The following is a 13065-nucleotide window of genomic DNA, read 5'->3' as shown; positions in this document are numbered from 1 at the left end:
CTTGCCATAATAACTAAGTTAAGTTAGATTTTATATCAAAGATAACGAACAGGCAGGACGCCCACGAAGTAGCCGCCGGTGGCGTATGAATGACCGGATGATTCGTTAAATACTATGTGTAAGAGAGCGCAAATGAACCGTTATTTCACATGCTCGTTTTGTGGCGCAAACGAGCTGCAGGCAAAAAAAATCATCGCCAAAGGCGGAAAAGATGAAGTTGCTATCTGCTCTGAGTGCGTAGTCTTGTGTGTCGGGGCATTAATCAATATCAGCACAACTATTCAGTTCACACCAAATGAGAATGCGCCTTTAGATGCGCGGAAATCTGGAGGTTAAAGAACAAAATGAAAGTCCAGATTTTAAACAATAGTGGTGAAGTCGTTTGGTCATACGACATAGCCGCTCCTGTAGATCAGAGCGGCGATAGCTGGACCAATGGGAAACATCAGATTATGGCTGGAGTTGTATTCTCTTTACGCCGTGCTTTGGAACAGGCTGAAGTATTTCCATCAGACCCTGAATGGAAATGGCCTTTTTCTATTTGTCCAAATTCGGAGAGTACATTTCAGAAAATTGGTCAGAAAGTCGCACTCGAAGAGCATCAGCCAACTGTTTCCTGATTTTTTCAGGTAGCTCGTCGGCATCGCAGAAACAACAACGCTCGATCATGTTGAAAGCCGATTCGTAGAACTGTTTCTGCTGAGTGTCGCTGAGACAGGAAAAGAGCGACGTTACGATGATTTTATTAATTGCATTATCAAGTTCTTTTTCATCAAAAGTCATTTGATTTTCCTTTTATGTATACGGACTTAAAAGGATACCACCGAGCCTGAAGTGGTGAAAAGACAGGCACATAACAGCTAAGTATTTTCAACCAGAGAGAATCCTTAGCGTTGTGGTGAATGCGGCTCAGCGCACGCGGGTTAAGGTTGAGGCTGACAGTCGACCTTCTGTGGATACCCACCCGCCTGGTGTGCAACCTTCGCCAGGCACCGGGAGGCACCCGGCACCACAACTTTATGCTGTGTGTAGTCCTGGCGGTACCAGCTTGTACCATTGCTTCCGGCTGGTACCGTCCTTTTTACAAAACAGAGAAGAGCATCACCGGACGACGGGCTCATAACCCAATCCATCCGGGCGGCAGCCACCGCAGGTGTTCTTCTCTGTTTTGTGGAGAAACCAACCGACCTTGCAGGGTCGATATGATGAGGAGCAGCAAAATGGCTAGCGAACGCAGTACTGATGTGCAGGCATTTATCGGGGAGCTGGACGGCGGCGTATTTGAAACCAAAATCGGCGCAGTTCTCAGTGAAGTCGCTTCAGGTGTGATGAACACGAAAACCAAAGGTAAGGTCTCACTCAACCTGGAAATCGAACCATTTGATGAGAACCGTGTGAAAATCAAACACAAACTCTCATATGTTCGCCCGACTAACCGCGGGAAAATTTCCGAAGAAGACACCACCGAAACGCCGATGTATGTCAATCGCGGTGGTCGCCTGACTATTCTGCAGGAAGACCAGGGACAATTACTGACTCTTGCCGGTGAACCTGACGGAAAACTCCGCGCAGCAGGTCATTAATATCGTTCTTAATTAACCGATTATTTATCTCATCACTGAATATCTTTATATAGTGAGGACTTATTATGTCTCAGAACTTAGACGCAACCGCAATTAATCAAATCCATGCCCTTATTTCTGCTCAGGGTGTTAATGAAATTATCAGTAAGATTGGTGCCGATGCTGTGGCATTGCCTGAGAATTTCCGCATTCATGATCTGGAAAAATTTAATTTAAATCGCTTCCGTTTCCGTGGTGCGCTTTCCACTGCCAGCATCGATGACTTTACCCGTTATTCTAAAGATCTTGCAGATGAAGGCACCCGCTGCTTTATCGATGCTGATAATATGCGTGCCGTCAGTGTGCTTAACCTGGGTACTATTGATGAACCAGGTCACGCAGATAACACCGCCACTCTCAAACTGAAAAAGACAGCACCGTTCTCTGCTCTGTTGTCTGTTAACGGTGAGCGTAACTCCCAGAAGTCACTGGCAGAATGGATTGAAGACTGGGCCGACTACCTTGTGGGCTTTGATGCTAATGGTGACGCCATTCAGGCAACAAAAGCGGCTGCGGCAGTCCGTAAAATCACAATTGAAGCGAACCAGACTGCTGATTTTGAAGACAATGACTTCAGCGGCAAACGCTCCCTGATGGAGTCTGTCGAAGCGAGGACCAAAGACATTATGCCAGTGGCATTTGAATTTAAATGCGTTCCGTTTGAAGGCCTGAAAGAACGACCATTTAAATTACGACTCAGCATTATCACTGGTGATCGCCCTGTACTGGTTCTGCGCATTATTCAGCTGGAAGCAGTGCAGGAAGAAATGGCTAACGAATTTCGTGATCTGCTTGTTGAAAAATTCAAAGACAGCAAAGTAGAAACCTTTATTGGTACTTTCACCGCCTGATTTCATTACTGCAAATGCCCCTGCGGGGGCGTTTACGGAAGCGATAATTTTAACTATTGCCGCCCCTATAAAGAACCATTAAACGATAACGTGATGTAGCTATTGATAGTAAATGAAGCACTTGCAAAATAATTGCATTGCGTATATATACGCACATGTGTTGTATTACAGCGATAATGGTAAAGCAAATGATTAACTCTGAAGCAATTGAGCAACTAATGTGGTTATGGTCCTTATTTGACATTAAATTCTTATCTATTTTTGCCGCAGGCTTCACTATATATTTTGGCGTACAAAAAATATCAAAAAAGGTGACAGTGTCGTATTCAGCAAATGTAAGTAAAATATATGACATGCATATATCAACCATAATCCTGACTAATAAAAGAGATAATGCAATTGCTATATCTTCAATCAATATGGAGATTGAAGGGAAAGGGATACTACGAGTTATTAAATTTGACTCCCCTCTTCTTCTAAAGAACTATGATTCTTTAAAAGTTGAACTACCAAAATTTAGCAGCCTTTATAATAATGATGGCGTAGTTAAGTTAGATATTTCTGATAAGTTTCATTTTTATATAATCACGACATCTGGAGATGAAATCAAATGTATTTCTGAAAATAAACATGTGGCACCAAATATGAAAAACAAAATAATTCCAGACATAATAAAATTTAATGGCATTGTCTTAACAAACAGAATGTCTTATATTTTTTTCTATGCAAATGACAACGGAGAGAAATACTGCATAATAGATGCTTCATTGTCCATAAATGGCGACAACCCATTTCATTTTCATGTTCTTAAAGAAGATGAATTAAGAGATTTTTCTAGCATCCTTATTGGTTACGGATATCACCAACGGTTTAAAAGTTATGCATTATTTAAAATAGACAACCATCTTGCTCCTTCTTTGGTTTTAAATAAATCAATGATAGAAAATAATATTATTGAAATGAATAAGTAACTCGCCGGGTGCAGCCGGTTATGATGGAGAAATGATATGAATACCTTGTTTTTACTGATGGCTGAATTCAATACCCTAAACATTGAACTCTCAGCAGTTAGTCAAAAATACTTTGGTATGAGTCCAGCCACAGCAGAAGCAAAAGCAAACGCTTGTAAGTTGCCTGTACCTACATATCGCATCGGTACATCACAAAAAGCAAAACGCTGCATCAACATTCAGGATCTTGCGGAATATATTGACAAAAGACGGGAAGAAGGGCGAGCTGAGTGGGAAAAAGTCAGAACGGAAAAACAAAAATATAACTAAACTAAAACTATGGATAACCCGTATATGTACGGGTTATTTTTCTTTATCACTATCTTTTCTTGATTTGAACAATCCACTAACAACGAAACCAACCAAACCAACAATACTAATTGTACTTGTACCTAGTAATGCAACGATCGCTTCAACTGGAGGCTTTCCTTCATGTGCAATAAGAAACGATGTAAACATTGCGACAACGAATAAGCACCAACACGACATAAACCAAACCGTGAATGAGGCCATTTTTGTCCGAAGCTCATTGTCTATTTCTTTACCAGTTGCGTCAGCTATCTTATCCCGTACTTGTGATTTGAGCATATCAAGCTGAGCTTGAAGACTGTCCATTCTGTTCTGCTGCATAAACTCATGCAATGCACCAGTATTAGAACCAAACTCTTCTGCCTCCAGAATAGCTTTATTTTCTGAAGAAGAATCATCGTCGCTCTCATGATTAGACGGCTCAAATGCAGATTTAAAAACCTGTTCTTGACTGTCAGTAGAGTTTAAGGATGCTTCAGAGCGACCATTTTCAACACCTGCGGCCGCTCCGATAAGTTTATAGATATCTGAATTGTGAGACATGTCATCCCTGAATATTACTTTTCAGAGGCCCTGACATTGCTGTCGGTTATTCAATAAATCATGATAATAAGCCTTGATCGCATCATTTGAGATGATTGACGAGCCAATACCATTATAAGCTTGTGACCAAGGCGTACCTGGCATATGAGTTAGAGTTGATAACTCAATTCCATTTTTCGAGCCGTAAAACTTATAAACAGCCCCGATAATGCTCTCTGCTTGCGGATCCATAGTAACGATGCCACCAAAAGGAGCTACTGCTACATTCGTAACAGGTTTATTCCCATAGTCTTTGAAAGCATCGTACATTCCAGGAATAACTGGACCGTACTTCCACGCGGAGACACATTCATTGAGCAAAGGCTTACCTGTTAATGCTAAATAGTAACCATGGGCAATATAAGTAAGCTTCTGCAGTTGCATGTGGGTCAGAGGATTATGATGTTGGTTTCCCAACGTTATGAATTTATTGGCTATTTGTACCGGACTGTACATAACCACCCTCCTCATTACACTGAATGTGCAAACAGTATCATCACTGTTATCTCAACCTAACACGAACAAAAAAGTTTTGGAAGATTGCAAGAGCAATTCACTGTGTTTATAACCAGCAAATGACTGTACATATACACAGGTTACAAATTGGTGGCGAATTATACCTGCAGAAGTTGCGATGTCAACAAAGCGACCATCACAGTGTTTTGCATCTGACACTGTTATGACAAAAAATCTTTTGATAGGTTCCCAATAGGCTCCCACAAAACACATAACCAATTGTTTTTCAAAAACGATACATCCCATCGAGCATAGGCGCGATGGAGAAGCGATAAGCAGGAAAAGCGGAGGACTGGGTTTCAGGCTGCATGGCGAATAAATAAGCATCCGGTTAAAAAAGGGGCGTCACTATAGCATAACGCTAAACCGGAGGCGTAGCGCCTCCGGTGAAAACGCCTCAGAATGTCATCGTAAGCTGCGCGCCAGCCCCCCAGGTTTCATCTTCGCCGTACAGTCCCATTAAGTCGAGATGCACACGGTTAAAGGGCGCAAAGCCAAGACCGCCGGTAACCACATTGCTATCGTTATTTTTCACATCCGCACGATACCCTGCGCGCACCGCCAGCCATGACAACGGTCGAACTTCAGCGCCGACGCCAACGTACTGTGAATTGTCTTCGCTCTTAAAGCCTTTCGTTTCCGTCAGATCACCATCGGCGCTTACGGTCAGCAAATCGTTATGCCATGCGACGCCCGCGGTAACCAGAGGGCGGATTTGGTATGTATCTTTGTAGTTGGTGGTTTCTCCCGTCATACCATTAGTGATGTAAATATCTTTCGTATCGATATCGCGAGATACCAGATTTTGCCCGCTCAGCCCCAACGTCCAGTTTTCACCGATATCGGCAGCAAGCCCCGCATCAATGTTAAAACCCGTATCGTCATTGCGATAACGGCTGCTATTCCAGTCGCTACTGTCGTAGTTATAAATTGAGGTGGTGTAGTTATAGAGCCAGGTTTTTTGCAGTTTTGGCGTAACGCCAATGGAAACAGGCACCTCGCCCACCACAAACTGCTTCGCCAGCGCAATACCGTAGTCAGATACAATCGCTACCCGCCCCGACGCGGTAGAGTTTAAATGCTTTGTAATTTCGTCAGACCCCAGCAAAGCAGCGCGTCCTGCTTCACGAAGCGCGACACGTTCATCATGCTGGATATCGCGCAAATACTGAATATCGTTCTGATCAATGGACGAACTCACGCGCCCATGCGCATAACCTTTGGCGATAAACGCCACGGAAAGCGTTTGCCCTGGAATACTTACCGCCAACCCGGCGCCGGCATTGGCGCGGGCGGTTTTTCCGTTGAGATATTCCAGCTCATCGGCCAGGTCGCGCGCGGCGCCCTGAAATTGATTCAGCACGCCTCGCGGATTGAGCAGAATTTGCCCCAGCGTAAGGTTATCGACGACCTCATCGTAGTAATCCACTTTATCGCTGATATCGTCAATTTCATCCTGGAGATTGTCTTTATCCGTAATCTGGACGCCGACCGCAGGAAGGACAACAGTGATATTGTCTTCCGGTTTGGCTTTTGCCAGTAACGCCGGATTTAATAGTACTCCGCTGCCATAATTCGCGGACGCGACGCCCGTCCCGCCCATTGCGTCATTACGCGCTTCCGTCCAGGTATTGGCGGCGCTCGCCTGCTTTGCCATAAAAAGCGAGACCGCGATAGCAATCAGTGAAAGTTTGACGTTTTTGTTCACAGTTAGCCCATCTTATTATCAGGTGAAGTAATCCCTCCGCCACGCCTTACCGGACAGAGGCGAACTATTGCTGTGAAATAGTGATGTTAAATCCTGTTGTTATAATATCGACCCTCATTATGTATAGATGAGAATACTGGCGCGGAAAAGCTTAGCAGGCGATATATTGTCGCGGGGTAATTTCAGAGTTTTAAGCAGCTCGTGGTAAAGTAGCGGATTAGACTTTCATGCCATTCGAGGTGCTACATGGAAAAGACCACAACGCAAGAGTTACTGGCGCAAGCTGAAAAACTCTGCGCGCAGCGCAACGTGCGCCTGACGCCTCAGCGCCTCGAAGTGCTGCGCCTGATGAGTCTGCAACAGGGTGCCATCAGCGCATACGATTTGCTCGATTTGCTGCGCGAAACGGAACCACAGGCCAAACCGCCCACCATTTACCGCGCGCTGGATTTTTTGCTCGAACAGGGTTTTGTCCATAAAGTGGAATCCACCAATAGTTATGTGGTTTGCCACCTGTTCGACCAGCCGACGCACAGCTCGGCCATGTTTATCTGCGATCGTTGCGGCGTGGTGAAGGAAGAGTGTGCCGAGGGCGTGGAAGACATCATGCATACGCTGGCGGCTAAAATGGGCTTTGCGCTACGACATAACGTTATTGAGGCGCACGGTCTGTGCCCTGCGTGCGTAGAAGTAGAAGCGTGTCGCCATCCGGGAAACTGTGGTCACGATCACTCGGTGCTGGTGAAGAAAAAACCACGTTAGCCTGAACGGAAAAACGGGCGGCAGTAGAGAGGGGCACGCCCGCATTCACAGGCAAACAGGGGGAAGCACATCCATGTACTCCTGGTAGGGGAAAACATATTACCAGCGATAGTTGTTACGGGTTTCCCAGTCAACAACCTCTTTTTCCGCCTGATCTTTCTGGTAACCGTAACGCTCCTGGATTTTACCTACCAGTTGGTCGCGTTTACCTTCTATAACGGTCATATCGTCATCGGTCAGTTTGCCCCATTGTTCTTTCATTTTACCTTTAAACTGTTTCCAGTTACCGCCGGCTTCGTCTTTATTCATCATCTTGTCCTCATCATTCGGTTAGGAATAGCAGGTGTTATTCGCCCAAATGCACTGCAATTTCTGCTGGACGTGATAATAATTGTAGGCAGGAATTCGGCCTTCGGTTTTATATTCAGAATTTTTAACCGTCACGATCTGGCAAACCATGTACCCTCGCGCCAGTGACGACGCCAGATAAGGCTCAACGACAGACCGCGAAGCGCCAGGAACACGGTTAATGCCAGCCATAAACCATGATTTCCTAATACCGGCAGGGCGAAGAGCGTCAGCGCGAATCCTCCCGCGGCGACTGCCATGCTATTGCGCATTTCGGCAGCGCGCGTCGCGCCAATAAACATACCGTCGAGCAGATAGCACCATACGCCCACCAGCGGTAATACCACCTGCCAGATAAGATACCGATCCGCCAGTAGCTGTATTTGCGGCAATGAGGTCAGTAACGCGACAATATGTTCGCCTGCCAGGGCATAGACTGTGGAAAACAACAAGGCCACAATTCCTGACTGACGACACGCCGCTCGCCAGACGTCCAGTAGCTTGCTACCGTCACGCGCGCCGTAAGCCTGACCGGAGTGCGCCTCCACCGCATAAGCAAAACCGTCCAGCGCATAGGCCGTAAAGGTGAGTAAGGTCATCAGGACTGCATTTACCGCGATAATATCGCTGCCCAGCCGCGCGCCTGACACCGTGATTGCGCCAAAACAAAGCTGAAGGAGCAATGAGCGCAGCATGATATCGCGATTGAGCGCCAAAAGGCGGCGCACGTTGCCGCGCCAGGCCTGTTTTAGCATATCCAGCGACACACCGCGGAGATGGAGAACTTTACGTACCATCATGAGGCCGATCAGTAACGTGACATATTCTGCGATGACCGTCGCCAGGGCAGCACCCTGCACGTTCATATGAAGCCCCATCACCAGCCACAGGTCGAGCGCGATATTGAGGATATTGCCCACGACCAACAAGATAACCGGCGCCCGCGCATACTGAACGCCTAACAGCCACCCGAGCAGCACCAGATTCGCCAGTGACGCGGGAGCGCTTAGCCAACGAATTTCAAGGAAGCGTCTCGCCTGCACCAGGACAGCGTCGTTCCCGCCGACAATATGTAAAGCCAGCTCGATAAGCGGCGTGCGAAATAGCACAATCATCACGCCAGCGCCCAGCGCCAGCAATAACGGTTGAATGAGCGCCCGGGCTAACGCCTGCGGATTTTTGGCGCCAAATGCCTGCGCCGTTAGGCCGGTGGTGCTCATACGTAGAAATAGCAGCAGCATGAAAAGAAAGCTGGTGGCAGTCGCGCCCACCGCCACGCCGCCCAGGAAAACCGGGCTGTCCAGATGACCAATCACCGCCGTATCGACCAGCCCCAGTAAGGGGACGGTGATGTTAGAAAAAATCATCGGCAGCGCGAGACGCCAGAGAGCTTTATCAGAGGAGGTAAAAAGCGGCATGGAGAAAAGCCTGACAAGGAGTTAAACGAAACGAGCGCATTGCCGGATGGCGACGTAACGCCTTATCCGGCCTACAAATTAATCATCTCAGGAACTGCATTCCCGTAGGCCTGATAAGCGCAGCGCCATCAGGCTGCACGATTGCCGGATGACGGCTTACAAGGAGATTAAAACGAGATTACAACCATTCCCCGTTGCGAATGACGCCTACCGCCAGCCCTTCAATCGTAAAGCTTTGTTCGCGCAGATCCACCACTATCGGTGTAAACTCGCTGTTTTCCGGCAGCAGCTCCACTTTATTGCCCTGCTTTTTCAGGCGTTTTACTGTCACTTCATCGTCAATGCGAGCGACAACCACCTGGCCATTACGGACGTCCTGCGTTTTATGTACCGCCAGCAAATCCCCATCCATAATACCGATGTCTTTCATCGACATACCGCTCACGCGCAGCAGGAAATCGGCGCTGGGTTTGAACAGTGAAGGATCGACCTGGTAATGGCCTTCAATATGCTGCTGCGCCAGAAGCGGTTCACCCGCCGCGACACGCCCGACAAGCGGTAATCCGTCCTCTTCTTCCTGTAACAGACGGATACCTCGCGATGCGCCGGAAACGATTTCAAGCACCCCTTTGCGCGCCAGCGCCTTAAGGTGTTCTTCCGCCGCGTTTGGGGAACGGAACCCCAAACGCTGCGCGATTTCCGCACGCGTCGGTGGCATACCTGTCTGGCTGATGTGATCCCGGATGAGATCAAACACCTCTTGTTGCCTGGCCGTTAACGCTTTCATTCCGCCCCCTGGGTGTATATACAATCATGCTGTGAGTATATACAGTTAAAGGTGATTTTGGAACCACAAACGGCGCAAAAAACAAGAGATTTATAAAATTTGGAACCTTTATCGAAAATGTGACCATAACAGGATGCCCCAGGTCATCAGGGCAACGAAAATAGACAGTAGCACCGCAGCCGATCCCATATCTTTCGCACGGCCGGAAAGCTCATGGTATTCAGAACCGATGCGGTCCACGACCGCTTCAATAGCGCTGTTGAGGATTTCAACAATCATGATAAGTAAAACAGAACCTATCAATAACACACGGGTAATCGCATCCACATCCAGCCAGCAGGCGATGATGACGCCCAGCAGTACCGCGAGGCTTTCCTGGCGAAACGCCGCTTCGTGAGTCCATGCGGCGCGAAATCCTTTCCAGGAATATCCTGCCGCTTTGATAATTCTGGTGAATCCAGTGGTATTATTGGCCATCAAAAGAACCTTTTTACATTATTAACGTCAATGACATTATACGGTTGCCCTGCACGATTCGGACTGCCGTAACGCAGCGCGAAGTATGACGGGATACAACAGAAATTCGCTAAACTTTCTGATATCCTTGCACCGCATTTGCATTATTAACCAGAGGCTTTACATCGTTTATGTCCGGCTGGCCACGAATTTACTACAAATTACTGAATTTACCATTAAGCATACTGGTAAAAAGCAAGTCTATTCCGGCGGAACCCGCCCAGGAATTGGGGCTCGATACTTCTCGCCCCATTATGTATGTCTTGCCATACAACTCAAAAGCGGACTTACTGACGCTGCGGGCGCAATGTCTGGCGCACGATCTCCCGGATCCGCTGGAGCCGCTGGAGATCGACGGCGCGCTGCTGCCACGCTATGTATTTATTCACGGCGGACCGCGTGTCTTTACCTATTACACGCCAAAAGAAGAGTCGGTGAAACTTTTTCACGATTATCTCGATCTGCATCGGAGTAATCAGGCTTTGGACGTGCAGATGGTGCCCGTTTCCGTGATGTTTGGCCGCGCGCCGGGTCGTGAAAAGGGAGAAGATAACCCGCCTTTACGTATGCTGAACGGCGTACAGAAATTCTTTGCCATCTCCTGGCTGGGTCGCGATAGCTTTGTCCGATTCTCGCCGTCCGTCTCATTGCGTCGCATGGCTGATGAACACGGCACCGATAAAATCATCGCGCAGAAGCTGGCTCGCGTGGCGCGTATGCACTTTGCTCGCCAGCGCCTGGCGGCGGTTGGCCCACGCCTGCCCGCCCGTCAGGATCTGTTTAACAAACTGCTGGCCTCGAAAGCGATCGCCCGCGCGGTAGAAGACGAAGCGCGCAGTAAGAAAATCTCTCATGAAAAAGCGCAGCAAAACGCCATTGCGCTGATGGAAGAGATCGCGGCGAACTTCTCTTACGAGATGATTCGTTTGACCGACAGGATTTTGGGGTTTACCTGGAACCGTCTTTACCAGGGAATTAACGTGCATAACGCCGAGCGCGTACGCCAACTGGCGCACGACGGGCATGAAATCGTCTATGTACCCTGTCACCGCAGCCATATGGACTACTTGCTCCTTTCTTATGTGCTGTACCATCAGGGACTGGTTCCGCCGCATATTGCCGCCGGTATTAACCTTAATTTCTGGCCCGCTGGCCCGATTTTCCGTCGTCTGGGCGCGTTCTTTATTCGTCGCACCTTTAAGGGGAATAAACTCTATTCCACCGTCTTTCGCGAATACCTGGGCGAACTGTTCAGCCGCGGTTACTCGGTTGAGTATTTTGTCGAAGGAGGACGTTCGCGTACCGGACGTTTGTTAGACCCGAAAACCGGCACCCTGTCGATGACTATCCAGGCGATGCTGCGCGGTGGTACCCGTCCAATTACGTTAGTGCCTATTTACATCGGCTATGAGCACGTCATGGAAGTGGGCACCTATGCGAAAGAGCTGCGCGGCGCGACAAAAGAGAAAGAGAGCCTGCCGCAGATGCTGAAAGGCTTGAGCAAGCTGCGCAATCTGGGTCAGGGCTACGTTAACTTTGGCGAACCGATGCCGCTCATGACGTACCTGAACCAGCATGTGCCGGAGTGGCGCGAATCTATAGACCCTATAGAGGCCATACGCCCAGCCTGGCTGACGCCGACGGTAAATAGTATCGCCGCCGATCTGATGGTGCGTATTAACAACGCTGGCGCGGCAAACGCGATGAACCTGTGTTGTACCGCGCTGTTAGCGTCGCGTCAGCGCTCGCTCACCCGCGAGCAGCTCACCGAGCAGCTTGATTGCTATCTCGATCTGATGCGCAATGTCCCTTATTCCACAGACTCAACCGTTCCTGCCGCCAGCGCTGGCGAGCTCATCGCTCACGCGCTGCAGATGAATAAGTTTGAGGTCGAGAAAGACACCATTGGCGATATCATCATTCTGCCGCGCGAGCAGGCGGTGTTGATGACCTATTATCGTAATAATATCGCGCATATGTTGATTATGCCTTCGCTGATGGCGGCGATTATCACCCAACATCGTCGCATTTCGCGTGATGCGTTGCAGCAGCATGTTGAAGCGCTCTATCCGATGTTAAAAGCGGAGCTGTTCCTGCGCTGGGAGCGCGAGGAGTTAGCCTCAGTCATTGACGCGCTGGCCAGTGAAATGCAGCGTCAGGGGCTAATTACCCTGCAGGATGATGAACTGCATATCAACCCGACGCATTCCCGTACGCTGCAACTGCTGGCGGCAGGCGCGCGTGAAACGCTACAGCGTTATGCCATTACGTTCTGGCTGTTGAGCGCCAATCCGTCCATCAACCGCAGTACGCTGGAGAAAGAAAGCCGTACCGTGGCGCAACGTCTGTCTGTCCTGCACGGTATTAACGCGCCGGAGTTTTTCGACAAAGCGGTGTTCAGTTCACTCGTGTTGACGCTACGGGATGAGGGTTATATCAGTGATACGGGCGATGCCGAACCGGCAGAAACGATGAAGATATATCAGATGCTTGCCGATCTAATTACCTCTGATGTCCGTCTGACGATTGAAAGCGCGACGCAGGGCGAGTAAGCCAGTGCCTGAAATGCCCGATGGCGTAAGCTTATCGGGCAACTGATATGACGTATTGAATATTTTGGCTTTGTAGGCCGGGTC

At 48.4% G+C, this 13065-nt stretch carries 16 protein-coding genes and 2 pseudogenes; 9 read left to right on the top strand and 9 right to left on the bottom strand.

Annotated elements, in window-relative coordinates; genetic code table 11:
• The first annotated feature begins 132 nt into the window (after positions 1 to 132).
• From ACLJNW_RS13975 to ACLJNW_RS13945, 7 genes and pseudogenes are all read left to right on the top strand, one after another.
• Positions 133 to 336 carry a ClpX C4-type zinc finger protein gene (locus tag ACLJNW_RS13975; RefSeq protein WP_001083098.1) on the top strand — a complete coding sequence of 68 codons (204 nt, stop codon included), beginning with the start codon at positions 133 to 135 and terminating at the stop codon, positions 334 to 336.
• An 8-nt stretch (positions 337 to 344) separates the two neighbouring features.
• The gene (locus ACLJNW_RS13970) at positions 345 to 620 is read left to right on the top strand and encodes a hypothetical protein (protein WP_001514782.1); all 276 of its coding nucleotides are present in this window, start codon (positions 345 to 347) and stop codon (positions 618 to 620) included.
• A gap of 275 nt (positions 621 to 895) precedes the next feature.
• Positions 896 to 1206 (top strand): annotated as a pseudogene (locus ACLJNW_RS13965) (hypothetical protein).
• A 14-nt stretch (positions 1207 to 1220) separates the two neighbouring features.
• Positions 1221 to 1583: a protein YfdP gene (yfdP, locus tag ACLJNW_RS13960; RefSeq protein ID WP_000135680.1), complete on the top strand. Its 363-nt coding sequence runs from the start codon at positions 1221 to 1223 to the stop codon at positions 1581 to 1583.
• A gap of 65 nt (positions 1584 to 1648) precedes the next feature.
• Positions 1649 to 2473, top strand: coding sequence for a YfdQ family protein (locus ACLJNW_RS13955; protein ID WP_022630957.1), 825 nt, complete (start codon positions 1649 to 1651; stop codon positions 2471 to 2473).
• 188 nt (positions 2474 to 2661) lie between these two features.
• On the top strand, positions 2662 to 3444 hold the full coding sequence (locus ACLJNW_RS13950; RefSeq protein ID WP_022630956.1) for a hypothetical protein: 783 nt from the start codon (positions 2662 to 2664) through the stop codon (positions 3442 to 3444).
• 36 nt (positions 3445 to 3480) lie between these two features.
• Positions 3481 to 3753 (top strand): pyocin activator PrtN family protein, encoded by a 273-nt coding sequence (locus ACLJNW_RS13945; RefSeq protein WP_022630955.1) that lies wholly within the window; start codon positions 3481 to 3483, stop codon positions 3751 to 3753.
• Positions 3754 to 3786: 33 nt separating this feature from the next.
• Here ACLJNW_RS13945 and ACLJNW_RS13940 read toward each other — a convergent pair whose 3' ends face one another.
• The 4 genes and pseudogenes from ACLJNW_RS13940 to ACLJNW_RS13925 all read right to left on the bottom strand — a co-directional run bounded on the left by ACLJNW_RS13940 (position 3787) and on the right by ACLJNW_RS13925 (position 6598).
• Positions 3787 to 4335 (bottom strand): hypothetical protein, encoded by a 549-nt coding sequence (locus tag ACLJNW_RS13940; protein WP_021563277.1) that lies wholly within the window; start codon positions 4333 to 4335, stop codon positions 3787 to 3789.
• Between the two features lie 21 nt (positions 4336 to 4356).
• On the bottom strand, positions 4357 to 4830 hold the full coding sequence (locus ACLJNW_RS13935) for a Panacea domain-containing protein (RefSeq protein WP_000287252.1): 474 nt from the start codon (positions 4828 to 4830) through the stop codon (positions 4357 to 4359).
• Positions 4831 to 5134: 304 nt separating this feature from the next.
• Positions 5135 to 5200, bottom strand: a pseudogene (locus tag ACLJNW_RS13930) (hypothetical protein); the annotation flags it as partial.
• Positions 5201 to 5287: 87 nt separating this feature from the next.
• Positions 5288 to 6598 (bottom strand): conjugal transfer protein TraF, encoded by a 1311-nt coding sequence (locus ACLJNW_RS13925; protein ID WP_001039337.1) that lies wholly within the window; start codon positions 6596 to 6598, stop codon positions 5288 to 5290.
• A gap of 246 nt (positions 6599 to 6844) precedes the next feature.
• On the opposite strand from ACLJNW_RS13925, the gene zur reads away from it, so the two are divergent.
• A complete protein-coding gene (zur, locus tag ACLJNW_RS13920; RefSeq protein ID WP_000416272.1) occupies positions 6845 to 7360 on the top strand; it encodes a zinc uptake transcriptional repressor Zur in 516 nt (171 codons plus the stop codon).
• A 99-nt stretch (positions 7361 to 7459) separates the two neighbouring features.
• On the opposite strand, the gene ACLJNW_RS13915 is transcribed toward zur, so the two are convergent.
• From ACLJNW_RS13915 to ACLJNW_RS13895, 5 genes are all read right to left on the bottom strand, one after another.
• Positions 7460 to 7669 (bottom strand): CsbD family protein, encoded by a 210-nt coding sequence (locus ACLJNW_RS13915; protein ID WP_001030592.1) that lies wholly within the window; start codon positions 7667 to 7669, stop codon positions 7460 to 7462.
• Positions 7670 to 7690: 21 nt separating this feature from the next.
• Entirely contained in the window at positions 7691 to 7804 is a 114-nt protein-coding gene (locus ACLJNW_RS13910; protein ID WP_001575282.1) for a hypothetical protein, read from the bottom strand.
• Entirely contained in the window at positions 7801 to 9126 is a 1326-nt protein-coding gene (gene dinF / locus ACLJNW_RS13905; protein ID WP_001128116.1) for an MATE family efflux transporter DinF, read from the bottom strand. Before dinF ends, ACLJNW_RS13910 begins: the two co-directional genes overlap by 4 nt.
• 178 nt (positions 9127 to 9304) lie before the next feature.
• Positions 9305 to 9913: a transcriptional repressor LexA gene (gene lexA / locus ACLJNW_RS13900; protein ID WP_000646079.1), complete on the bottom strand. Its 609-nt coding sequence runs from the start codon at positions 9911 to 9913 to the stop codon at positions 9305 to 9307.
• A gap of 108 nt (positions 9914 to 10021) precedes the next feature.
• Positions 10022 to 10390 (bottom strand): diacylglycerol kinase, encoded by a 369-nt coding sequence (locus ACLJNW_RS13895; RefSeq protein WP_000002902.1) that lies wholly within the window; start codon positions 10388 to 10390, stop codon positions 10022 to 10024.
• 170 nt (positions 10391 to 10560) lie between these two features.
• Here ACLJNW_RS13895 and plsB point away from each other — a divergent pair, with 170 nt between their 5' ends.
• Positions 10561 to 12981, top strand: a complete 2421-nt coding sequence (gene plsB / locus ACLJNW_RS13890) for a glycerol-3-phosphate 1-O-acyltransferase PlsB (RefSeq protein ID WP_023204799.1) — start codon at positions 10561 to 10563, stop codon at positions 12979 to 12981.
• The last annotated feature ends 84 nt before the right edge of the window (positions 12982 to 13065 follow it).

Origin of the sequence: Salmonella sp. SAL4457, from assembly GCF_046548235.1 — a bacterium.
In the GTDB taxonomy this organism is placed as follows: domain Bacteria; phylum Pseudomonadota; class Gammaproteobacteria; order Enterobacterales; family Enterobacteriaceae; genus Salmonella; species Salmonella enterica.
Note: the sequence above shows the minus strand (reverse complement) of the source record. Positions and strands in the feature narration are given on the sequence as shown.